At 39.6% G+C, this 24,911-nt stretch carries 21 protein-coding genes; 17 read left to right on the top strand and 4 right to left on the bottom strand.

Translation table 11 applies throughout. The features are described from left to right. The first annotated feature begins 322 nt into the window (after positions 1–322). Entirely contained in the window at positions 323–2,710 is a 2,388-nt protein-coding gene (locus BM015_RS02855) for an ABC transporter permease (RefSeq protein WP_090654279.1), read from the top strand. A 313-nt stretch (positions 2,711–3,023) separates the two neighbouring features. Further along, positions 3,024–3,764, top strand: a complete 741-nt coding sequence (locus tag BM015_RS02850) for a head GIN domain-containing protein (protein WP_090654276.1) — start codon at positions 3,024–3,026, stop codon at positions 3,762–3,764. Between the two features lie 6 nt (positions 3,765–3,770). Here the strand turns inward: BM015_RS02850 and BM015_RS02845 are convergent, their stop codons facing one another. From BM015_RS02845 to BM015_RS02835, 3 genes are all read right to left on the bottom strand, one after another. After that, positions 3,771–5,474, bottom strand: a complete 1,704-nt coding sequence (locus BM015_RS02845; RefSeq protein ID WP_090654274.1) for a M1 family metallopeptidase — start codon at positions 5,472–5,474, stop codon at positions 3,771–3,773. A 102-nt stretch (positions 5,475–5,576) separates the two neighbouring features. Then, the gene (gene recF / locus BM015_RS02840; RefSeq protein WP_090654272.1) at positions 5,577–6,659 is read right to left on the bottom strand and encodes a DNA replication/repair protein RecF; all 1,083 of its coding nucleotides are present in this window, start codon (positions 6,657–6,659) and stop codon (positions 5,577–5,579) included. 15 nt (positions 6,660–6,674) lie between these two features. Continuing rightward, on the bottom strand, positions 6,675–7,253 hold the full coding sequence (locus BM015_RS02835) for a Uma2 family endonuclease (protein WP_090654270.1): 579 nt from the start codon (positions 7,251–7,253) through the stop codon (positions 6,675–6,677). 357 nt (positions 7,254–7,610) lie between these two features. Here BM015_RS02835 and BM015_RS02830 point away from each other — a divergent pair, with 357 nt between their 5' ends. The 15 genes from BM015_RS02830 (at position 7,611) to BM015_RS02760 (ending at position 23,913) form a co-directional block, all read left to right on the top strand. Next, positions 7,611–8,291 carry a MotA/TolQ/ExbB proton channel family protein gene (locus tag BM015_RS02830; protein ID WP_090655192.1) on the top strand — a complete coding sequence of 227 codons (681 nt, stop codon included), beginning with the start codon at positions 7,611–7,613 and terminating at the stop codon, positions 8,289–8,291. 30 nt (positions 8,292–8,321) lie between these two features. Further along, entirely contained in the window at positions 8,322–8,720 is a 399-nt protein-coding gene (locus tag BM015_RS02825) for an ExbD/TolR family protein (RefSeq protein ID WP_090654268.1), read from the top strand. Between the two features lie 29 nt (positions 8,721–8,749). After that, positions 8,750–9,802 carry a hypothetical protein gene (locus BM015_RS02820; protein ID WP_090654265.1) on the top strand — a complete coding sequence of 351 codons (1,053 nt, stop codon included), beginning with the start codon at positions 8,750–8,752 and terminating at the stop codon, positions 9,800–9,802. 3 nt (positions 9,803–9,805) lie between these two features. Further along, the gene (locus tag BM015_RS02815) at positions 9,806–10,969 is read left to right on the top strand and encodes a hypothetical protein (RefSeq protein WP_090654263.1); all 1,164 of its coding nucleotides are present in this window, start codon (positions 9,806–9,808) and stop codon (positions 10,967–10,969) included. A 55-nt stretch (positions 10,970–11,024) separates the two neighbouring features. Further along, positions 11,025–12,188 (top strand): sialidase family protein, encoded by a 1,164-nt coding sequence (locus BM015_RS02810; RefSeq protein ID WP_090654261.1) that lies wholly within the window; start codon positions 11,025–11,027, stop codon positions 12,186–12,188. A gap of 30 nt (positions 12,189–12,218) precedes the next feature. Continuing rightward, positions 12,219–12,416: a hypothetical protein gene (locus BM015_RS02805; RefSeq protein WP_090654259.1), complete on the top strand. Its 198-nt coding sequence runs from the start codon at positions 12,219–12,221 to the stop codon at positions 12,414–12,416. Between the two features lie 15 nt (positions 12,417–12,431). Beyond that, positions 12,432–13,337 carry a DMT family transporter gene (locus BM015_RS02800; protein WP_245751181.1) on the top strand — a complete coding sequence of 302 codons (906 nt, stop codon included), beginning with the start codon at positions 12,432–12,434 and terminating at the stop codon, positions 13,335–13,337. 257 nt (positions 13,338–13,594) lie between these two features. Then, positions 13,595–14,479, top strand: coding sequence for an EboA domain-containing protein (locus tag BM015_RS02795; RefSeq protein WP_177191789.1), 885 nt, complete (start codon positions 13,595–13,597; stop codon positions 14,477–14,479). A 30-nt stretch (positions 14,480–14,509) separates the two neighbouring features. Next, a complete protein-coding gene (locus BM015_RS02790; RefSeq protein WP_090654257.1) occupies positions 14,510–15,496 on the top strand; it encodes a TatD family hydrolase in 987 nt (328 codons plus the stop codon). Positions 15,497–15,502: 6 nt separating this feature from the next. Beyond that, complete coding sequence (gene eboC / locus BM015_RS02785) at positions 15,503–16,396, top strand: UbiA-like protein EboC (protein WP_090654254.1); 894 nt, start codon at positions 15,503–15,505, stop codon at positions 16,394–16,396. Between the two features lie 59 nt (positions 16,397–16,455). Continuing rightward, positions 16,456–17,616, top strand: a complete 1,161-nt coding sequence (locus BM015_RS02780; RefSeq protein WP_090655187.1) for a 3-dehydroquinate synthase — start codon at positions 16,456–16,458, stop codon at positions 17,614–17,616. Continuing rightward, entirely contained in the window at positions 17,613–18,818 is a 1,206-nt protein-coding gene (gene eboE / locus BM015_RS02775; protein ID WP_090654252.1) for a metabolite traffic protein EboE, read from the top strand. Before BM015_RS02780 ends, eboE begins: the two co-directional genes overlap by 4 nt. Before the next feature lie 10 nt (positions 18,819–18,828). After that, positions 18,829–20,187 carry an alkaline phosphatase family protein gene (locus BM015_RS02770; protein ID WP_090654250.1) on the top strand — a complete coding sequence of 453 codons (1,359 nt, stop codon included), beginning with the start codon at positions 18,829–18,831 and terminating at the stop codon, positions 20,185–20,187. Between the two features lie 77 nt (positions 20,188–20,264). Continuing rightward, the gene (locus BM015_RS02765) at positions 20,265–20,678 is read left to right on the top strand and encodes a response regulator (RefSeq protein WP_090654248.1); all 414 of its coding nucleotides are present in this window, start codon (positions 20,265–20,267) and stop codon (positions 20,676–20,678) included. Continuing rightward, positions 20,650–23,913 (top strand): PAS domain S-box protein, encoded by a 3,264-nt coding sequence (locus tag BM015_RS02760; RefSeq protein WP_143075730.1) that lies wholly within the window; start codon positions 20,650–20,652, stop codon positions 23,911–23,913. The genes BM015_RS02765 and BM015_RS02760 overlap by 29 nt, the downstream gene beginning before the upstream one ends. Before the next feature lie 44 nt (positions 23,914–23,957). On the opposite strand, the gene BM015_RS02755 is transcribed toward BM015_RS02760, so the two are convergent. Next, the gene (locus tag BM015_RS02755; RefSeq protein ID WP_090655184.1) at positions 23,958–24,911 is read right to left on the bottom strand and encodes a nitrilase family protein; all 954 of its coding nucleotides are present in this window, start codon (positions 24,909–24,911) and stop codon (positions 23,958–23,960) included.

Below are 24,911 nucleotides of genomic sequence, written 5' to 3'. Positions count from 1 at the left end.
CTTTTTGTGTTCCGGGCATTAAATATCCCGGATGAGGGTATTCTTTTAGCCACAGATGCACAGATTTTTACCTGTGCATCTGTGGCTATTGATTGTATATAGCAATAAGTTGATTTACCGCTCACTGTTCGCTAACAAATAATTCATTGTACGATTTCGTACAGTTTTTACGACTGCCATTTTTATAACAAGCTGAAAATAAACTTCTTTTTCCGTGGCATTGCACTTGTTTCATTTTAATGCCGTTGCTAAAGTACTGTGTGGTTTTATAAAATGCCGGCCTGTAAAAATCATTTAAATTATATAAATCCCGGTTTAAACAATGCTTAAAAATTACTTCAAAATCGCCTGGCGCAACCTTGTTAAAAACAAAGTGTATTCTGCCATTAATATTGTTGGGCTTGCCGCAGGCATGGCCGTAGCCATGTTAATCGGCTTATGGATATCAGATGAGGTTACGTATGATAATTATCATACCAATCATAAAGAACTTGCCCAGCTGATGACTGTTTTTGTTGATAACGACGGAACCAGATCAGCAAGTGCTGCGGTAGCTATGCCTGCAGGTGAGGAACTGCGTAGCAAATACGGCAGCGATTTTAAGAATATATCCATGGCTTCCTGGAACTTTGGACATGTATTGGGGGTTGGGAATAAAAAAATAACCGGACAAGGTATGTGGGTGGAACATAATTTCCCTTCCATGCTTTCTTTAAAAATGATAAAAGGGAATATTAATGCATTGAATGATCCTTCTTCTGTGTTAATCAGCGCTTCTATTGCAAAATCTTTGTTTGGTGATGCCGATGCCATTAATAAAACCATACGTTTTGATAATAAGAATGACTTTAAAGTGGCTGGTGTGTTTGAAGACCTTCCGCATAACACCACTTTATACGATGCCAAACTTTTCCTGCCCTGGAAAAAATATATTACCACCGAAGACTGGCTGAAGCGGGCAGCAACACAATGGAATAATCACTCCTGGCAATGCTTTGTGCAGTTGAACGATAATGTGGATGTGGCAAAACTTACTGCTAAAATCAAGAACGTGGTAATGGTGCATAAAAATGCAGCTACTGATGGTGTGGAAGAAGCGTTTATTCATCCCATGGATAAATGGCATTTGTACAGCGATTTTAAAAACGGAGAAGCAACATCGGGCCGCATACAATTTGTTTGGCTGTTTGCTGTGATTGGTGTTTTTGTATTGCTGCTGGCCTGCATCAACTTCATGAATTTATCTACGGCGCGCAGCGAGAAGCGGGCAAAAGAAGTAGGCATACGTAAAACAGTAGGCTCTGTAAAAAGCCAGTTGATAAGCCAGTTCTTAAGCGAATCTGTGCTTGTTGCTTTTCTTTCTTTTGCACTTGCCATATTACTGGTTATTGTTTTATTGCCCATGTTTAATAAACTGGCAGATAAGAGCATCAGCATACCCTGGAGCAATGGCGCATTCTGGCTGCTTGCCACTGCATTTACCTTGCTTACAGGATTGATTGCGGGCAGCTATCCGGCATTGTATTTATCCAAGTTTGAACCGATAAAAGTTTTAAAAGGCACATTCCGCGTGGGCAAATATGCATCGCTGCCACGCAAGGTATTGGTGGTGGTGCAGTTTACCTTTTCCATTGCATTAATTATAGGAACAATTATCGTGTATAAACAAATTCTGTTTGCACAAAACAGGCCGGTGAATTATGATAAGGCAGGATTGATAACCATACCTATGACAACGCCCGATTTATACGGCCATTATGATGCTTTGCGCAGCGATTTAATTGCAACAGGCGCTGTTGAAAATATGGCAGAATCGTCAAGCCCCACAACGGCTGTATATGCTAACCAGATAGGGTTTAACTGGCAGGGGAAAGACCCTAACACACTGCCCTCATTCGGAACAATTGGGGTAACAGTTGATTTTGGCAAAACCATTGGCTGGCAAATAAAAGAAGGCCGCGATTTCTCTAAAGATTTTGCAACAGACAGCCTTGGGATGATATTGAATGAAGCAGCGGTTAAACAAATTAATATGAAGCGGGATATTGTTGGGCAAACCATTCAGTTTAACGACAGGAATTATACCGTTGTTGGTGTAATAAAAGATATGGTAATGGAGTCGCCCTACCAGCCGGTAACGCCTACTGTGTTTACGTATGATCCCAACTGGGCCAATGTGATCTCCATAAAAATGAAACCCGGTGTTGGCGTAAAAGATGCGCTTGGTAAAATTGAAGCGGTGTTTAAAAAATATAATCCCTCATCTCCTTTTGATTATTCGTTCAATGATGAAGAATATGCAAAGAAGTTTGCCGATGAGCAGCGCGTAGGCAGGCTGGCTACGTTCTTCACTATTCTTGCCATATTTATTTCATGTTTAGGATTATTTGGGCTGGCATCTTTTGTGGCAGAGCAACGCAAGAAAGAAATTGGCGTGCGTAAAGTATTGGGCGCTTCGGTATTCAATTTATGGCAGATGTTATCAAAAGAATTTGCATTGCTGGTGGGCATTTCGTGTTTGGTTGCCATTCCGCTGGCGTGGTATTATTTAAACGGCTGGTTAAAACATTATAATTATAAAACGGATATAAGCTGGTGGATATTTGTCGTGTCCTGTGTTGGTGCGCTGATGGTAACATTAATAACCGTAAGCTTCCAGGCAATAAAAGCAGCAATCGCCAATCCTGTAAAGAGTTTAAGAACGGAGTGATTGTCGTGAATCGTGAAGCGTCAAACGTGAATAATACATGAACCACAAAGGCGCAAAGTGCACAAGCAACACAATGATTTCTTCGTGCAGCTTAGTGACCTCGTGCCTTTGTGGTTTAAAAAATATAATCGCTTAATCATACAAATACCGCCGCAGGCAATGTTTAAAAAGTAAACAATGATAAATTAAATAACATAATGTTACAAGCTCGTAGCTCAAGGCTCACAGCTTATAGCTTGCAGCCTTAAAAATCTTGCAATGCCTGTAACAAAGAAGCAGCTAATTCGTTTTACATTATTGTAAAAAAATAATCATGAACTTATTTAAAGCTTTTCTATCAACATTGTTATTGCTTATAACCAGTACGGTTATTGCGCAAACAAAAAAAATCAGCCATTTCAGTAAAGTTATTGTTAGTCCATACATACAGGTTTCATTGGTGCAGGGTAATGAAGAAAGTGTAAAAATTGATGACATACAGGTGGATGAAAGCAAGCTGCATATTGAAGTAAATAATAATACGCTTCGTATTTACCTGGATGGCGCCAAAGATTTTCCGAAGAATGAAAAAGAATATAGAGATGGTTATACGGAAACTTATTCCCTGTATCCTAAAACATCTGTAACGGTAACTATAACCTATAAAACGCTGGAAGCACTTTCTGTTCGCGGCGAAGAAACAATACTTTGTGCAGGGCCGGTTGAAAGCGATTTGTTTGTGTTGAGAATGTATGGAGAGCCCGATGTTACATTTAAAGAAATGAATGCAAACGAACTTTCAAGCATTATGTATGGTGATGGTTCGCTGCATATAAAATCCGGCACTATCAACAATCAGAAATACACCTGTTACGGCGAAGGCAAAGTAAACAGCCTTGCCACTAATGGCAGCACAAGCCGTGTAATTGCTTATGGCGAAGCTGATTTTAAACTGAATGTTTCAGACAGGATTAAGATTACTGCTTTTGGCAGCGCACAGGTTCATTATAAGGGAAATCCAAATATTGATAAAGGCCTGCATTTCGGCGACCTGGTAGTTGATAAAATGGATTAGATAACTTTACTCCGCCTTCACTTCTTTCAGCTTTATATAATAATGCTTATCAATCCATGCTGTATTAAAAAAGGCAGTGTCATTTAAACTTTTCCATTGTTGGGTTGGCTTTATGCGGATGGCTTTACCATCATGCAATAAAACAAGCTGAAGGTTAAAACCATTTATGCAGCTATCCCAGCGGTAATAGACTTTCTTTTTATCAGGCGAATAATAATAACTCAACTGCGGTATTTGTATGTTGCTTAAATATTGATCAAATACTTTACTGAAATCTATACCTGCATTCTTACTGATGTAATTTTCTATTTGCTGTGCGGTAACAGTTTGATGATAAAATGTTTTGCCAAGGCCGCGTAAAATGCTGCGCCATTTTGCATCATTGTTTATGGAATAACGAATGGTTTGCAGCATATTGCCACCTTTATAATACATATCGCCGCTGCCTTCTTCATTTACGTTATAGTGAGCAATAATAGGCTCATCATTTCTTATCTTTTTGCGGGTGCCATAATTGTAATCATTACCGGCTTCCCTGCCAAACAAATATTCTGTATATAAAGTTTCACTGTAGTTGGCAAAACTTTCGTGTATCCACATATCTGCCAGGTCTTTTGAAGTAATGTTGTTCCCAAACCATTCATGGCTGCTCTCATGCTCAATAATAAAATCCCATTTCAGGCCCCAGCCGCTGCCGCTTAAATCAGAACCGAGATAACCGTTGCGAAACCTGTTGCCATAGCCAACAGCGCTTTGGTGTTCCATACCCAGGTGCGGCGATTCAACCAGCTTATAACTGTCTTCATAAAAAGGATAAGGGCCCCACCAATATTCCAGCGCATGTATTACAGATTTGGCTTGCTGAAATTGCACTTTGGCTGAGTCAAGGTTATAATCAAGCACCCAGAAACTCATGTCAAGTACACCTTTTTCGCCATGCAAAGTATCAGTCCAGTTTACATATTTGCCAATGTATGGAATGATGTTATAGTTGTTGATAGGATTTTTTACTTCCCATTTCCACGTAGCTGTGCCATCATTATTTTTTATAGTTGATGAAAGCCTGCCATTGCCAACCGCTGCTAAAGTATCGGGTGCAATAATAGTGAGTGAAGCGCCATTATCAGGCTCATCGCTTTGATGGTCTTTGCAGGGATACCAAACGCTGGCGCCCAAACCCTGGCAGGCAACGCTCATCCAGGGTCTTCCCTGTTTATCTTTCTTCCATATCCAGCCGCCATCCCAGGGCGGGCGAACGGCTTCGCGGGGTTTGCCGTGATAAGTGATGATTATTGAATCAATCAGTTGTTTCTTTTGAATATAATTTGTGAGGCCTTTATTAATATACCAAACATTTTCACCTTGTTTATGTATAATAGAAAAGTTATTGTTTTCTGTACTCTGTACTTTATCTATAACCAGCGGAGATTGCAAATCGATTTGCATAAGCGCCATTGGTTTATCCATATCCAGCTTATTTAAGCTTTTTCCGTTTATTTTATAAATGATCTTTACTGTTCCCTCAATCGTCTTATTCTCATAATCCGGTTTCACCGTTATATCATACCTCAACACATCCCACCATGCCCGCTCAGGAGTAATGCTGCCACGCAATGTATCAGCATGTGTGAATGTTTTCGTTTGCTGTGCATTTAATGAGGCTGTGACCAACGAGCAATTAGCTATGAGCAAAAACAATAATTTTTTCATTGTATAGTATTCTTGAAACGTTTCGCGCAAAGGCGCAGAGGTCCACAAAGAGAATAAGCTAAGTCTTTGCGCTTCTTTTTTGCTTTGCGTGAAACTACAAATTTATAACCCGATCAAATTATATCCTTTACCAATCTTTATGAAAGATTGCTGTAACCTGTCTTTATGCGTATCTGTTATAAAAACCTGTGCGCCGCTTTGCACGCAAACATATTGTAACAGGTTTTCCATACGCTTTTCATCAAGTTTTTCAAATACATCGTCCAATAAAAGAATGGGCGCAAAACCTTTTATAGTTTTCAGCGTTTCAAAAGCAGCCAGTTTAAAAGCAAACAATAAACTTTTCCGCTGTCCCTGCGATGCAATGTTTTTAAAAGTAGTTTGCTTCAATTCAATCACCATATCATCTTTATGAATGCCGGTGCCGGTGCGTTGCAGGTATAAATCGCGCTGCAGGTTTTGCTGCAACAATTCTTCAAATGTGTTATTGTTCAACTGGCTTTCATATTCAAGGGAAAGCTTATCATCTTTATCAGCAATGGAAATATATTGGGCTAAAACCTGCGGCAGAAATTCGTTTAAAAACTGTTGCCTTCGCTCATAAATAAAATTGCCTTTTTCAAGCAACTGGCTGTTTAATATTTCAAGCAATTGTTCATCATAATTATTGCGTTCGGCAGCGAATTTTAAAAAGCTGTTGCGTTGCTGTAATATTTTATTATAGGCAATCAGTTGTTCAAGATAATCGTGTTGCAATTGCGATAACAATGTATCAATAAATTTCCTGCGCTCTTCGCTGCCTTCGGTAATTAAAGACACATCATCCGGCGCTATCATCACGCAGGGATATTTGCCGATGTGTTCCGAAAACCTTGTGTAACTCTCCTCATCAGCCAAAAATTCTTTGCGGTTGTTTTCACGCAGTATGCAAACGAGTTTATGCTCTTCCTTATTTTTTTCAAACCTTCCGTCAATGCGAAAACCGGCAAAGCCATCTTTTACGCTTTGGGCATCGGGGCGGTTAAAGCTGCTTTTGGTAAAGCATAAATAATAGATTGCATCAAGCAAATTAGTTTTACCGCTTCCGTTTTGACCATAAATGCCAATAATATTTTCGTTGAAGTTGAAAGATTCAAAACGGTAGTTGCGGAATTGTGTAAGTGCAATATGCCTGCATGCAAACATGCGGGCAAGATAGTATTAACGCTTTACTTTATCAACGCCGTTGTATATCTCTGCAATGCCAACGGTGAAATTGATGGAAGGGATTGTTAACGATTGGCCTAAATCTTTTGTTTCTGACAAAGTCCATGTGTTATCATCATTTTTCACATATAGCACTGCATGAATAGCTGTTGAATCAATAAGAAGATATTCGTGTAAAGATGTTATCTCCCTGTATAAATCGAATTTAGCGCCTCTGTCGTAATTGGCGGTAGATGGAGAAAGGATTTCAATGATAACAGATGGGTTTGTGATGGTGTCAAATTCATCATCCACAAATGCAGGGTCATCACAAAGAATAATAATATCAGGATAAGTATATAATGTATTGGATGGAATGTGAATGCGCAGGTTACTGCCAAATTCGTTGCAGCCTTTGTCTTTTAAAAAATCATGCAACGTTCCTCTTAAATTACTTTCAATAAGGTTATGCTTGAATGATGCACCACTCATGGCAAATATTTCGCCTTTATAATATTCATGCTTATCCAAAGCACTGCGTTCAAAGGCGAGGTAATCCTGCTGTGTTACATATTTTGCTGCGGTTTGCTGCATGTATCAAAGATACAATTATCTGGTAAGTGGATTGCTGCAACCGTTTGAATAAATGCGGATACATTAGATATTCAAGCTGCCGTTGTACCATAATATTATAAGTGTTTGAGTATGGGTATCCCTCTCCATTCCCGGAGAGGAAATGAGGGTGAGATTTTGCTGCCATGAAAATATATAGTACAAGGGAGTGACACAACCGTGATGCCACCTGTTTATTGGCTGGCAACCAAAAAACATTCATCAAAGCGGAGCTTTGCTGCAAAATCTTTCTTAAAATAACATCAAAACGTAATTTATCAACAGGGCAACCGTTGTTTTGTGGTTGAACGTATTTTGCATACATCAAAAAGTATAAGCATGCTATTTTTATTACAGGTTGATAGTTCAAAGCTTGTAAACACTATTGCACAACAGCCGCAAACCATGAATTTATGGACTTTGCTGAATAAGGGCGGCTGGATTATGTACCCGCTTTATGTGTTGCTGGCCGTGGCTATTTTTGTTTTTTTTGAAAGATTGATTGCTATTCGCAAGGCTTCGAGAATTGATGCCAACTTCATGCATATCATTCGCGATAACATTATTACAGGCAATATAAATGGCGCAAGAAACCTTGCCCGCAATACCGATAACCCGGTTGCCCGCATTATTGACAAAGGCGTTCAACGCATTGGCAAACCCATTGATGCCATTGAAAAAAGCATGGAAAATGTGGGCCGTATTGAAATGTATAAAATGGAACGTAACCTGAATATTCTTTCTTTAATTGCAGGCATTGCGCCTATGTTTGGATTTTTGGGGACCATTGTGGGTATGCTGCAATTGTTTTCTGCCATTGCATCAACCGGCGAACTGGAACTGGGTGAAATTGCCGGTGGTATTTATACAAAGATGATTACATCGGCTGCGGGGCTTATAATTGGTTTGCTGGCTTACGTTGCCTATAATTTTTTAAATACACAGGTGGACAAAACAGCCAACAGGATGGAAATAGCCAGCGCAGAATTTATTGATGTGCTGCAGGAACCAACACGTTAGTTTGTAGTTTAAAGTTTTGAGTTTATAGTTATGAATATTAGAAGAAGGTTTAAAACACAGGCAGAAGTGCATTCGGGAACATTGAATGATATTTTGTTCATCCTGTTGTTTTTCTTTTTGATTATATCAACACTGGCAAACCCAAATGTTGTGCGGGTAAACAATCCTAAAGGCACAAAAGATACCAAGGCCAAACAAAATATAGTTGTTTCCATTGATAAAGACCAGCATATTTATATCGGTCACCGCCAGATTGAGCCCGGTAGCCTCGACAGTCTTATAAAGTTTGAAGTTGATAAAAACCGCAGTACCGTAGATACACCTTCTGTTGTCATCAATGCCGATACCTCTTCTTATTACGGCGAAGTTTTTCGCGTGATGCAATCTGCAAAAAGGGCGGGGGCAAAAGTGGTGGCGAATGTGAAGTAAAGTTGTAAGTAATAAGTTTTAAGTTATAAGTGGAAACGCTTGCTTATTTTGGGTTTTTACTTTTTACTTTTGAATTATACATGAATTTTTTCCGTTACATTCATATCGCCAGGAAAGTTTACAGTGAAATAAAAGTTCAAAAGCAATTCAATAAAACATTCCTTATTCCTTATCTGGATGAACTTGAAAATAAATATAACGGGAAGTTTGAAACAGAGCAGCGTGGCAAGATCTTAAAATATTACGGCCTTTTTATTACATCTTTTTTATGCAGCAGTTATAAAAGATTATATGGTGAAATCTTAAGTAATGAAGAACGTAAACGCGCCACATTATTCGGCATTCTTACGCCCGTTGGCGATGATTTGTTTGATATAGATAAGCTTGATAATGATAGCATACGCCAAATAACATTTCATCCTGAAACCTTTGCTGCTACTACGTTTTCAGCGCATGTGGCAAAAGAGATTCAAACATATTTATTAAAAACCGTTCCGCATAAGGAAGAATATATTAAAGCATCAAAAGATGTTTTGGATATACAGGTTGAAACAATTGCACAAACGAATCCCGGTATTTCAAAAGAAGAAATGCAGCGCATTACTTATACAAAAGGCGCTGTTAGTGTAATTATCTATCATCAATGCCTTGACGAGGCGGCCAGTGAGCAAATGCTGGAAGTGTTGTTTTTAATTGGCAGCTTATACCAGCTTGGCAATGATATTTTTGATTTGTATAAAGATGTGCGTGATAATATTTATACATTGATAAATACCTGTGATGATTACGTTCAGTTTAAAAAAGAATTTATTGAACGCATACAGTTGCAGAACAAAAAAATTTATGCTTTGCCTTATACAAAAAAAGATAAGGAAGACTTTTGCATTGTTATGAATACCATCAATGCAAGAAGCCTTGTAGCTATTGACCAGTTTATTGAAACGCAGGAAAAGCATAAAGGTAAAGTTGACTGGTGGAAACTGGAAAGGAAGGATATGATAGTTGATATGGAAAAGCCTGGCAATATTTTAAAATGGCTGAAATACATTTATAAAATCACCCCATCTCCTAAAGGTGCGTAAAACATGTTTAAGCAAATTTTTACCATACTTGTTTTTCTATGCCTTTTTGAAGCGGCTTTTGCACAAAACAAAGATTCACTTATTCATGCCTTGCTTTTGGATATTCAATCAATGCAGGTTAAAAAAGATAGTTTCTTTTACAGGGGCGGTTTTCCAACGTATCGCGAATGCGGCGGAGCGCCGCATAATCTTCAGCCGGACAATACTGTTTTTTATACGGCCATCACGGCCTTTGCCCTGCGCAATATGCTGCCTCATTTGAATGCAGCAGATAAAGCTATTGCTGAAAATATTATTCATGAAGCCAGGATTTCTTATCCGTTATATCGCAATAAACATGGTTATCCTTATTATGGTTTCTGGGCAACAAAAGACCCGATAATGCCGGGCACTTATTACTTTAAATATTTGAAACAGGTTTTTGGCCAGGGCGAAGATGCAGATGATACGGTGATGATATTAATGACTGACAGCAGCAGCAATAAAGATGTTACAGACTTAAAGCAACGGTTGATTGATGTTGCCAATCTTTCCAAACAAAAAATAATTGCTGCTTATAAAAAATATCGAGACATCCCCGCTTACAGCACATACCTTGGAAGCCGCACTGTGCCTGACTTTGACTTTGGTGTTCACTGTAATATTTTATATTTTGTACTGGATAAAAAGCTACCTTTTGTAAAGCAGGACAGTGCCACTTTGCAACTAATTACAGAAATGGTTCGCAACCGCGAATATATGCGTGCGCCAATCTATTTGTCGCCTTACTATGTGCGTTCTTCTATTTTAATTTACCATGTTGTTCGCTTAATGCACGCTTTCCATATTCCCGAACTGGAAGTGTATAAACAACAATTAATTGATGATGCTAAAAAAGAATTTGATGCCTGTAATAATGTGATGGATAAAATTATTTTAAGCACATCTTTAATGCGGCTTGGTGTGAAAGATGAATATTATAAACCGCCATTCACGGATATTGAAGCATTTGAAAAAAGCAACCAACAGCAATTTATTTTTTTCCAGGCAAGAGCGGCGTTTTCTTATCCCACGCCATTCAAGCAAATATTCCTGCATTGGAGTTATATTAATTATTATTTCTATTGCCCCGCTTATTATAAAACCTTATGGCTGGAGAATCTCGTAGAACAGGCAAAAGGAAATTAATGCAGATCGTGTATAAAAAAGCAGTAATCGGGTTACTATTCAAATTAATTATCTAATGAAACATTTATTTGTCTGCCTGTTTTTCTTTTGTTCATGCATACAAGGTTTTGCGCAGCAAAAGGTTCCTGTTTTTGTGTCGGGAACAGAAGGGCATAAAAGTTATCGCATTCCGGCGATCATTGGTTTGCCGGATGGAAAACTGCTGGCTTTTTGCGAAGGCCGGATAAACGGCGCCGGCGATTTTGGCGACATTAATATTGTAATGAAGCAAAGCCATGATGGCGGTAAAACATGGTCGCCGTTGCAAACCATTGTAGATGTTAATTCATTACAGGCAGGCAATCCCGCACCCGTTATTGATTTAACCGATCCGGCTTATCCCGGTGGCCGCATTTTTCTGTTTTATAATACAGGCAATAATCACGAAGGCGAAGTAAGAAAAGGTAATGGCCTGCGGGAAGTTTGGTATAAAACTTCAACTGATAACGGTAACACCTGGAGCGATGCTGTAAATATTACAACGCAGGTGCATCGTCCCAAACAACCAGAGGTAAATCCGGCTTACAATTTTACGGAAGACTGGAGAAGTTATGCGAATATACCCGGCCATGCCATGCAGTTTCAAAACGGAAAATATAAAGGAAGGATTTTTGTGGCGGCCAATCATTCTGCAGGTGCACCACAACAACATTTTGCAGACTATGCTGCGCATGGGTTTTATACCGATGATCATGGTAAAACATTTCATTTGGGAGCATCAGTAAATTATCCCGGAAGCAATGAATCTATGGCTGCAGAATTAAGCAGTGATCAATTAATGATGAACAGCCGCAACCAAAGCGGGGATATGAAAGCAAGGATTGTTTCTATCAGCAGCGATGGCGGTGCAACATGGGATACAACATACGTTGATCAAACACTCATCGATCCCGTAAACCAGGGAAGTATTTTAAATATCGGCACAAAAAAGGGTAAAAACATTATTGCCTTTTGCAACGCTGCTGATATAAAACAAAGAGATAACCTTACACTGCGCATCAGTTATAATGATGGCAAAACATGGAGTAAAGCCATTGCAGTTGATAAAAGCGCTGACAACCGTAAAAAGGATTTTACGGCTTATTCCGATCTGGTAAAACTTAATAAAAAAACAATTGGTGTATTGTATGAAAGGGATGGCTACAAAGAAATTGTTTTTACGGCAGTAAAATGGAAGTAAAAATTATACAAAGCAGGTTTACAAATGTGCATGAATGAATTACAAAAGGATTTTATTACCGCTGCTGTTTTGTATTCTGGCTTTTTTCATTTGCCAGCCAGAGAAAATGGGAAGTGGTATGGCTATCTTCACCGCGATGGAACTGTAGCACAAACGGCGAAAGGAAATTTATTTAAAGGGGCTGGAATGGTATTGCATGCAGGGCTTGCAGCACATCTGATGAAGTGATGCTTTTCAATTATAATGATGCATATTAATAAAAATTTTAGTTGGTTTATTACGGGAATATTGTTTGCAGTTTTATGGGCATCGGCTTCAACTGCCACTAAGATCGGTCTTATGGCCGCGCAGCCTTTGGTAATTGCAGAAATGCGTTTTGCACTGGCTTCTACGCTCATGTTGTTTATTGCACATTTTATTTTAAAACAACGTTTGCCTGAAAAAAAAGAATGGAAGCAATTGATGGTTTACGGCTTTTTAAACATCAGTGTATACCTGGGTTTGTATGTTATCGCCATGCAAAACGTTACAGCAGGTATAGGCGCTTTGGCTATTGCTTCCAATCCTGTGTTCATCGGCTTTCTTTCGGTGTTCTTTTTAAAAAAGAAACTGCATTACTCCATCATTATTTCTATCATTGTTTGCACACTTGGTGTTGTATGTGCTTCATGGCCTTTAATGGGCGACGCCACTGTAAGTGTTGCAGGTTTGATAACAATATTTCTAAGCATGTTATCTTATTCCATTGGGGCTATTTATTTCTCATCCAGGCAATGGAACGGTCTTTCTCTGCTTACCATTAATGGCTGGCAAACTTTGCTTGGCGGATTATTTTTACTGCCTGTAACACTTTTCTTTTATAGGAGTTCCGGTAATCATTTCAATGGTAAATTCTGGCTGTCTGTAAGCTGGCTGGCCATACCCGTTTCTATTTTTGCCGTGCAGTTATGGTTGCGTTTATTGCAATTGAATGCTGTTCGCGCAGGCTTGTGGTTATTCCTTTGCCCGTTATTTGGTTTCATCATCGCGGCATGGGTGGTAAAAGATGTTATCAGTATCTATACAGTTACCGGGGTTTTGTTCGTGGTTATTGGTTTGCTTTTATCAAGAATAAAAACGAACCAGGGTGAGGCGCGGCCGGGTGATTAAAGCCGGGGTTGAAAACCTTTTTTACCAGCGCTTTTCCCATAGGACTGACGTATGAGGATTATCGCCTGAACCTGTTTCCACTAAACCGCGGGCCTTTCCGCGCAAATATTAAAACTATTGTATAAGTATGTTAAACTTTTTTTACAGGCAGTAAATAACAGCGGGTTTACTGTTTCTTCTTTTATTTGCCCGCATGGGGCAGGATAGTTAAAATTAAAATTGAATTAGTTTTATCCCGCCGATTTTTTAAATGATTAATGATGCATGTTTTTCAAGCAGAACGATTGAATGCCTTTCTTACAGGGATTATTGAGCAGCAACTTACGCCGGCAGCCTGGCAGTGGCTGCAGCAGCAACCTTCATCCGGTGATATTGGACAGTTTAATAAAACCTTTGTTTTAATTCCACGTAAAACGGGTAAGGAATATATACAGGTTTCAGTGGAACAATTAAATTCCCTGCAGCAAATACGCCCCGGGTTTTCAATAGAAGGATATAGCATTGACCGCTTATGCAGGGTATGGCTCCTGCTGCAATTGGATAATACAAACGAGGATGCTTATATAAAAATAATAGAGAACCTGTTTCTTGCGGCAGAAGTAAATGAACTGGTAACATTATATGGCGCATTACCTGTTCTTGCTTACCCGCAAAAATGGGCAGCCCGTTGTGCAGAAGGCATAAGAAGTAATATAGGGGCGGTGCTGGAAACGATTATCTGCAATAATCCTTATCCTTCAGAATATCTAAGTGAAGCGGCATGGAACCAGTTGGTATTGAAAGCTTTTTTTACGGAAAAAAATATTGATTGCATCATCGGCCTTGATAAAAGAGCTAACAAAGCATTGGCTGATACTTTATGTGATTATGCGCATGAACGTTGGGCAGCATCAAGAACGGTGCACCCGCAATTGTGGCGTTGCGTTGCACCATTTATTGATGCAGGAAATTTCAGCGATATACAAAAAGTGTTGGAAAGCAAAAACCCGGTTGAGCAAAAAGCTGCTTTGCTTGCCTGTTATAACAGCAACTACGAACCGGCCAAAACGTTGCTGCATGAATATTCTGAAATAGAGAATACGATTGAATCGGGTGAATTAAATTGGCATTCGCTTGCAAAAGAAGCAGCGGCTGCTGTATAAAATATTCTTTCAAATTTTAATTAAGCAATTATGTGTTGTAATGGAAACCTGACAGAAAAAGAGCTGCAACCAAACAGTAATGATACCAGTTATCTTGATACAATTAAAGGCATGCGTTTTTTTGATCCGCATGTACACATGACTTCACGCACTACGGATGATTACCAGGCCATGGCCGATGCCGGCGTGGTAGCATTGATTGAACCGGCTTTCTGGTTAGGCCAACCACGCACTGCTGTTGGTACGTTCAGGGATTATTACAGCAGTTTGATAGGCTGGGAACGGTTCAGGTCATCGCAGTTTGGCATTAAACATTATTGCACCATCGGCCTAAATTCAAGGGAAGCCAATAATGAAGCGCTTGCTGAGCAGGTGATGGAAATATTGCCTTTATTTATTTATAAAGAAGGCGTGGTTGGCGTGGGTGAAATTGGTTTTGATGATCAAACAGCGGCAGAAGAAAAGTATTATCGCCTGCAACTGGAACTGGCGAAAGAAGCTAATCTCCCTGTACAAATTCATACGCCGCACCGCGATAAGAAAAAAGGAACGACAAGGAGCATGGATATTGCGTTGGAGCATGGGCTTGATCCATACATGGTAATTGTAGATCATAATAATGAGGAGACCGTTAGAGAAGTCTTAGACCGCGGTTTCTGGGCAGCATTCACTATCTACCCGTTTACCAAAATGGGTAATGAGCGCATGGTAGAAGTTATTAAACAATATGGCAGTGAACGCATCATGGTGAATTCAGCAGCAGACTGGGGCATCAGTGATCCGCTGGCGGTGCCCAAAACGGCTGCATTAATGAAACAGCGCGGCATCAAGGATGAAGATATATTCCTGGCAACATATAAAAATGCCATCACCGCTTTTGCACAAAGCGGGCAAATTGATGAAGCTGATTTTAATAGCGATAAAGAAATAGACCAAAGCCAGAAATTTAATGGCAATACTATTTTGCGCGGCGGCCAGCAACCACGCATAGATAAAAACGCTATCATTATTAAATAAGGTTTTGTGAGAAGGATAACGGGGTTGCTCCGGTTAACAAGGCCGGCTAATGTTATTACTGCGGTTTCCGATATACTTGCAGGTATCACTATATCCGGGTATTTTTTGAATGCGAATGAATACTCATGGAAACCGGTGATTTTACTGGTCATTTCAACAATGGGTTTATATGCAGGCGGTGTTGTATTCAATGATGTATTTGATGCAAAACTCGATGCAATTGAACGCCCGGAACGCCCTATTCCTTCAGGTGTTGTAAGTAAAACTGCAGCAACAGTTTGGGGCTTATTGTTATTGGTGATTGGAATTATAGCGGCCGCAAATGTTCATGAAGGTTATACAGTTTCTGTTGTTTTATCTGTTGCTATTGCTGTTTGTGCATTGGTTTATGATAAATGGTGCAAGCATCATTTTATTGCAGGCCCGTTTACAATGGGCTTGTGCAGGGGCTTGAATTTATTACTTGGTATAAGTATTATGCCGGCAGCCGTACACAGTTTCTGGCCTCTGTGTTTGGTGCCTGTTGTTTATATAGCCGCAATAACCACGGTGAGCAGGGGAGAAGTGCATGGCGGCAACAAAGCCAACTTATACCTTGCTGTTTGTTTATATGCATTGGTAATAGCAACATTGCTTACATTCAGTATAATACAACAATACTGGCGGACCGCTGTTTTTCTTATTGCAGGTTTTTGCGGTATGATTATGCCACCGCTTATGAAAGCTATTAAACAGCCTTCCGGCCCGTTGATTGGCAAAGCTGTAAAAGCCGGTGTGCTCGCATTGATATTAATGAATGCAGCATGGGCCGCTGCATTCGGACAATTTTATCTTGCCTGTATTATTGTTTTGTTACTGCCGCTTTCTATTTTGCTGGCGCGGCTTTTTGCAGTAACATAGTATAGTTGATGACAGCAATCATGTTATTTTAAAATTGTATTGTTTAATTTTTGTTTGAGATGGATTATATACAACAACGTTTTAGCGTTCCATTTGAATATCGCGTTTATTTCACCAGTCATTTGTTTCAGCAACAGAACCCTGTGTTAAGGCAATTTTTGCAGGCTGATGTTTCAGACAATATCAAAAAAATATTTTTTGTAATTGATTCAGAAGTTGCAGCATGTCACCCAACACTTATGGATGATATACGGCAGTATTTTGCGGCCAACAGTGAAGTAATATTAATTGATGATATGCTTATTGTACCCGGCGGTGAGGCTTGCAAAAACACAGATGTTTATGTGCATGAAATTATTGCAGCCGTTGATGAACATGGCATTGACAGGCATTCTTATATCGCAGCCATTGGCGGCGGCGCTGTGCTGGATATGGTTGGTTATGCTGCTGCCATTTCGCACCGTGGTATTCGCCATATCAGGATGCCTACTACTGTACTGTCGCAAAACGATTCAGGTGTTGGTGTAAAAAATGGCATCAATTATAATGGCAAGAAAAACTTCATCGGCACATTCGCGCCACCTGTGGCTGTTTTTAATGATGATCATTTTCTTACTACACTTGCTGACAGGGAATGGCGTGCAGGCATTGCGGAAGCGGTTAAAGTAGCGCTTATAAAAGACAAGCAATTTTATGCATGGCTTTGCAAAAATGCACTGGCATTAAACAGGCGTGAAATGGAACCGATGCAATACCAGATAAAACGATGTGCACAATTACACATTGATCATATTGCAGGTGGCGATCCGTTTGAAAAAGGATCGTCGCGCCCATTGGATTTCGGGCATTGGAGCGCTCATAAAGTGGAACAGCTTTCCAACTTTGAAATACGTCACGGCGAAGCAGTTGCAATGGGCATTGCGCTCGATACGGCTTACTCGCATTTATGCGGCTGGCTTAATGAAGAAGATGCAAGATTAGTCATTCAGTTATTGATTGACCTTGGGTTTGATATTACGCATCCGTTGATGGAGGTTTCAGATGATAACAGTCCTGTGATACAAGGCCTGCACGAATTCCAGGAGCATCTCGGAGGTAGGCTTACAATCATGCTGTTAAACGAAATAGGCAAAGGTGAAGAAGTGCATCACCTGGATATTTCATTATTACAAAAAGCTTCAGAATGGCTGAAGCAATACCATCAAATTGAACAACAATGAAGACCTCTTATTGCCACTTAACATATTGCAGCAATATACATGCGGGCGAAAGCTGGAAAGATCATTTTGCAAAGCTGAAAGAAAATGTACCGGCAATAAAAAAAGAACTGGCGCCCAATGAAGCATTTGGTTTAGGCCTCCGCCTTGCTGATGCTGCCAGCAAAACATTGCAACAACAATCATTGCAGGAATTTAAAGAATGGTTAAGCGATAATGATGTGTATGTTTTTACTATGAACGGTTTCCCTTATGGAAACTTTCATCATACTGCAGTAAAAGATAAAGTGCATGCGCCTGACTGGTTGACAAACGATCGCGTTGCTTATACCATAAGGCTTGCGGAAATATTAGCAGAACTATTGCCGGATGAAATGGAAGGAAGCATTTCTACATCGCCATTAACCTATCGATTCTGGCATAAAGAAGATGAATGGAATACGGTTATAAAAAAAGCCACAGCTAATCTTTTATTGGTTGTTGACAGGCTGATTGATATTAAACAACAAACCGGCAAAACAATACATATAGATATTGAGCCGGAGCCTGATGGACTGTTAGATAACGGAACTGAATTTTTAGAATGGTACCTGCAATGTTTATTGCCATTGGGTATTGAACATTTGCAAAGTAAAGGCTTGAATAAAAATGCTGCGGAAGAAGCTATTAAAACACATATTCAGCTTTGCTATGATGTATGCCATTTTGCAGTGGGTTATGAAGACCATGCAGCGATGATTAAAAAATTTGAAGAACATGGAATAAAAACAGGTAAAATACAAATCAGCGCAGCATTAAAAGGCCGTCTTGATGGTTCAACTGTTGAAAAAGAAAAGGTGATTAATGCTTTTAAAAATTTTAATGAACCTGTTTACCTGCACCAGGTGGTAGCAAGAAAAAAAGACGGTATGCTTTTGCATTACCGGGATATGCCGGATGCGCTTGCAGATAGTAATCGTGCAGATGTTGAAGAATGGCGGGCGCATTACCATGTTCCGCTGTTTATTGAACATTATGATATACTGCAATCAACGCAGGCAGATATTAAAACCGTGCTTGATATTCATAAAAAAAAACCGTTTACAAAATATCTGGAAGTGGAAACTTACACATGGGAAGTGTTGCCAACGGCAATGCGTTTACCCATTGATCAATCTATCAGCAGGGAACTAAAATGGGTGAAAGATTTACTGAATAATCATTAATGAATTTAAGATGCATAAAACTGTTGTTATTGATATTGTGGGCTTATCATCCAATCTTATTGGAGAGTATACACCTTTCATAGAGAAATTTACAGCGCTGCATGGTTTACAAACCGTGAAGCCTGTATTGCCTGCCGTTACCACTTCAGTTCAATCTGTTTATGTTACCGGTAAATGGCCTTCAGAAAACGGTATTGTTGGTAACGGATGGTATGATAAAACGGATTGCGAAATAAAATTCTGGAAGCAATCCAACAAGCTGGTGCAGGGAGAAAAGATATGGGAACGTGCAAAGAAGATTGATCCTTTGTTCACCATTTCCAAAATGTTTTGGTGGTATAACATGTACAGCAGTGCAGATTATGCTGTAACGCCCCGCCCCAACTATCTTGCTGATGGAAGGAAAATGCCTGACTGTTATTCACATCCTGCAGAACTGCGGGATGAGTTGCAGCAAACATTAGGACAATTTCCTTTATTCAAATTCTGGGGGCCGGGTGCAGACATTACTTCCACGCAATGGATAGCAGATGCATCTTTGTTTACAGACAAAAAATATGATCCTACTCTTACCTTAATTTATTTACCCCATCTTGATTATTGCCTGCAGAAATATGGCGATAATCTTTCGCAGATCAACACTCATTTAAAAGAAGTTGATGATGTAGTAAAGCAATTGGTTGAACATTATGAAACAGCAGGCGCAAGCATTATTTTGCTTTCGGAATATGGCATAATGCCGGTTAATAATCCAATTCATATCAACAGGGTTTTGCGTAAGGAAGGGTTATTAGGTATTCGGATTGAACGCGGCCTGGAATTATTGGATGCAGGCGCTTCAAAAGCTTTTGCAGTGGCCGATCACCAGGTAGCGCATATTTATATCAATGATGTTTCTGTGTTATCAAAGGTCCGTTCGCTTGTATCAAATATTCCCGGTATTGCATTGGTGCTTGATAAAGAACAGCAGCAGGAATATCATATCAATCATGAGCGTTCCGGCGATCTTGTGCTGGTTGCTGATACCAATAGCTGGTTCACTTATTATTTCTGGTTGGATGATGCTGTGGCCCCGGATTATGCAAGGGTGGTTGATATACATAAAAAACCGGGCTATGACCCGGTGGAGTTGTTTATGACTTCGAAAGCAAGAGCAGGATATAAATTGCTGCGTAAAAAGCTTGGGTTCCGCTATGTGATGGATGTTATTCCTTTAGATGCAACACTGGTAAAAGGCTCGCATGGAAGCATATTTGCAGATCAAAAATATCATGCTGTTTTTTCCAGTAATCATGATAAAGCTGAAGCGCCACTTGATGCTGCGGAAGTATATCAATATATCTGGAACTGCCTGGCGAAAGATCAATAGTTTTATCATAGACAATAAATCATACATTAAAGATTTAAACCGAATTTATTTAAATTCGTTTACCTATTAATGATTCTATGGTACAAGCTCCTACCTTGCTTCTTATTGATGATGATGCTGATGACCAGGAAATATTTTCAATCGCCCTTCAGAATATAAGCACCTTAATCAGGTTTGTTATTTCAGATAATTGCAAAGAGGCACTGGAAAAGCTTACAAAAGATAAAATGTTTAAACCTGATTTTATTTTTCTTGATTTAAATATGCCTGGTATGAGTGGCAGCCAATGTCTTGCAGAAATAAAAAAGCAAAAACGCCTTAAACACATACCGGTTATTATTTACACTACCAGCAGCGGGCAGCGCGATAAGGAAGAAACAAAAAAGCTTGGCGCAAATTATTTTCTTACCAAGCCAACAGATATAAATAAACTGATTACAATACTTAAAAAAATTTTATCAGGTGAAGAAAAGTTTGTCGAAGCGCAGTGAAGGAACTGATGAAAAAAAACGAGCTGGTTTTGTAGCGATAGAAAATTCAAAGACGGGTAATTTAAAGCGGGCTGCCGATGATTACCCCGCAAAGCCATTAACCGGGTTCGTTCATGCAAAAAAGAAAGATAAAAAAAAGGATAGCAGGGCTGAAGTGCAGATACGCAATGTATTTATGCAGGCGCCGGCTGCTATTGCATTAGTAGAAGGCCCGCTCCAAAAATATGTGCTTGCCAATGCTTTGTACCAAAAAATGTTTAGCCGCACAGAGCGGCAACTGCTGGGTAAAACTATTCGCGAAGCTTTCCCTGAAATACAAGATCAAAAAATCTTCGAACGCCTTGAAGAAGTTTATCATTCCGGAAAAGCGTTTGTTGCGCATGAATTCCCGGCAACATTTAACTATGCAGGAATTGCCAAAACCGGGTATTATGATTTTGCTGCCAAGCCCATAAGCAATGAGGATGGAGAAGTAGTTTCTGTTATGATTCATGCGGTAGAGGTAACGGAGCAGGTGGAAGCAAGAAAGAAAATTGAAGAGAGTGAAAAAAAATACCGCGAACTTTTAACCCTGCTTCCCGTGGCCGTGTACACCTGCGATGCTTCCGGGAAAATCTTATTTTTTAATGAAATAGCCGTAAAACTTTGGGGCTACAGGCCAAACATCCGGGATGAATCTTTAAAATTTTGTGCCTGTTATAAAGTGTGGACGATAGATGGCAAGTTTGTTCCTCCTGAGCAAACACCGATGGCGCTGGCTTTAAAAACAGGACAGCCATTTAGGAATGTAGAATCCATCGTACAGCGGCCAAATGGTGAGAATTTTTATGCGTCGGTAAATGTTGACCCTTTGTTTGATGAAGATGGAAAAGTAAAAGGCGCTATAAATATTTTCCAGGATATAACCAATATCAAGCAGGCAGAAATGGCGGTGCTTGAAAGTAAGGAGCGTTATAGGAATATCATTGCCAGCCTGCCCGTGGCCTTTTATACAACAGATGAGCATGGCGTAATTACTTTATATAATGAGGCGGCTGCTGAACTTTGGGCGTGTCATCCGCAAATAGGGAAAGATAAATGGTGCGGTTCGTGGAAAATGTTTGAAGCCGATGGCATTACGGAGGTACCGTTTGATAAATGCCCTATGGCCATTTGTTTAAAAGAAAAAAGAAAGGTGGTTGCTTACACTTATTTTATTGCAGAACGGCCGGATGGCAGCAGAAGATCTTTTATTCCGTTTGCAGAACCTATTTACGATGCAAACGGCAAAATAACAGGGGCTGCTAATACGCTTATTGACGTTACAGAATCTAAAAAAGCGGAAATCGCCAATGCGAAGCTTGCGGCTATTGTGCAATTTTCGGAAGACGCCATTATTAGCAAAACCACAAAAGGCATTGTTACCAGTTGGAACCCCAGTGCGCAGAAATTATTTGGTTATACGGCTGAAGAAATGATAGGACAGCCCATTACGAAAATAATTCCTGCCGACCGGATTAGCGAAGAGACAATGATACTCAATAAAATCAGCCGCGGTGAAGTGGTGGATCATTTTGAAACAAAAAGGCTTACCAAAAATGGCAACCAGGTAGATATCTCTCTTACTATTTCGCCCATTAAAAACAGTGAAGGAAAAATTATAGGCGCATCAAAAATTGCCCGCGACATTACAGAATATACAAAGGTCCGGAAACAAATTGAAGAAAGTGAAAAGCGGTTACGCCTGGTTATTGAGGCAGGCGCTATGGGTACTTTTGACTGGAATATTGAAGAAGATGAATTTATTTATTCCGAAAGGTTTGCGCACATTTTTGGATACAATAACACAGAAAACCTTACCCGGCAAAGTTTTGTTGATGCTATTCACCCTGACGATTTGCCTGTAAGAACGAAAGCACATGAAGAAGCTTTTATAACGGGTAATTTATTTTATGAAGCAAGGGTTATATGGCAGGACAAATCTTTACACTGGGTTAAAACGGAAGGTAAGATTGTATTTGAAAATAACGCGCCAGTGAGAATGTACGGAACTGCCCTGGACATTACGGAGCAAAAAACGTATGCCGATAAACTGGAAAAAGAAGTAAAAGAAAGAACTGCTGAACTCACCGCTCTCAATACTTCGTTTGAAAAAGCGGAAGTAATTGGCAAGATGGGAAATTATACCTGGAACCTCGTAACCAACAAAGTTGCCTGGAGTAAAAATATGTATGCGGTTTATGGAGTTGATTCAAAAACATTTAAACCGGTTGTGGAAAATATTTTAAAACTGATTCATCCGGACGATTTGAAACATGTGCGCAGGAATATAGAAGAGGGAATAAAAACCGGCGTATTGTATCCCGTGAATTACCGCATTATTGCCAATGGAAAAATAAAAGATATTGCCGGTTCGGGCAGCCTGGGAACAAACGACCGGGGTGAAAAGATTATGATCGGCCTTGTGCAGGATATTACAGAAAAAAAGAAGAACGAAATTTTAATAATCGAAGCCAATAAAGAACTGGCTGAAAAAAATAAAGCGCTTGAAAAAACCAACAGGGAACTGGAACAATTTGCCCGCATAGCCAGCCATGATTTACAGGAACCGTTGCGGAAAATTCAAACGTTCAGCAATATGCTTAAAGGAAAAGTGGGCAATAAAGAGGCAATAGAAAGCTATCTTGAAAGAATAAGTGTTTCTGCCGAGCGCATGCAAACATTAGTCAGGGATGTGCTGAATTATTCCCGAACATCGCATTTAGAAGAAAAATTCGAAGCGGTTGATTTAAATAGCATCATTGAAGATGCTAAACACGATTTTGAATTATTAATCGAAGAGAAGCATGCAGTAATTAAATATAAAAATTTGCCAACCGTTAAAGGAATTCCGCTGTTATTCTCTCAACTTTTTTCAAACCTTATCAGCAATGCATTAAAATTTTCCAGTAAAAATCCTGTTATACAAATTAGTTCTTCCAAAGCCGCTGATGCAGAAATAAGGCAGCATTTACAGCTTGATCCGCAAAAAAAATATCATCACATTGTTTTTAAAGATAACGGTATTGGCTTTGAAGAAGAATATGCTGAACAAATTTTTGCTATTTTTCAACGGCTGCATGGCAGGCAGGATTATTCAGGCACAGGCATTGGCTTGGCACTTGTAAAAAAAATAGTGGAAAACCATGAGGGTGTTATTACCGCCACAGGCAAACCAAATAAAGGCGCAAGGTTTGATATTTATTTGCCTGCATAAATTTTAATGTCGTAAATATTCCGGAGTCATTTTTCATGCATTTATTACTTATCACCATTAAGCCAAACTACTTTTTGCTCCGGCTTATGATCTTTGCCAATGATATCTTTATACAGTTCAGGCCTTCTTGCTTTTATATACCTGTAGCCGCCGGCCCGGGTGATTTTTTCCGCAGAAATAGTTGCCGTTACAAAGCTGTCTTCAAATGAACGGCATTCTGCAATCACGTCGCCAAAAGGATCAATAATCATGGAGCAGCCATTCTTTAGCTGGTCATCATCCATTCCAACCGGGTTTGAAAATACGGCATATACTGCATTATCGTAAGCCCGTGCGGGCAGCCACTTCATAAGCCAGGCCCTGCCTTTCATTCCATCAAATTCCAATCGTAATGATGTAGGATCATTGTCCCGGTTTTTCCAAAGCTCAGGATCAACAAAACCTGCGCCCGGCCTTGTTGATGGCGTGCACATGGTTACGTGCGGCATGAAAATAATGTCTGCTCCCAAAAGTTTTGTAGCACGAACGTTTTCAATAATGTTATTATCATAGCAAATCAATATGCCGCATCTCCACCCGTTAATTTCAAATATGCAGTAGCTGTCGCCCGCTATTAAATATGGATTTATAAACGGGTGGAGTTTCCTGTATTTGGCCACCAAACCATTCTTATCTACACAAACATAGGTGTTGAATAAATTTTCATGTGCATCTTTCTCAAACAATCCTGCCAGGATAGTAATGTTGTTATGTTTCGCTATTTCCGTAAGCTTTAAAATGCTTTCGCCGGCCGGAATAAACTCTGCCACATGAAGCATTTGCTCTTTTGAAAAATGGCTTGCAAACGTATAGCCGGTAATACAACATTCATGAAAGCATATAACCTGTGAACCTTGTATGGCCGCTTTTTTTGAAAGGGATTCAATGATTGAAAGATTATAGTCCTTATCATTACTCCTGTTCTCAAATTGCGCTGTTGATATTTTAATATTATTCAT

The organism is Parafilimonas terrae, assembly GCF_900115755.1.
GTDB classification, from domain to species: domain Bacteria; phylum Bacteroidota; class Bacteroidia; order Chitinophagales; family Chitinophagaceae; genus Parafilimonas; species Parafilimonas terrae.
Note: the sequence above shows the minus strand (reverse complement) of the source record. Positions and strands in the feature narration are given on the sequence as shown.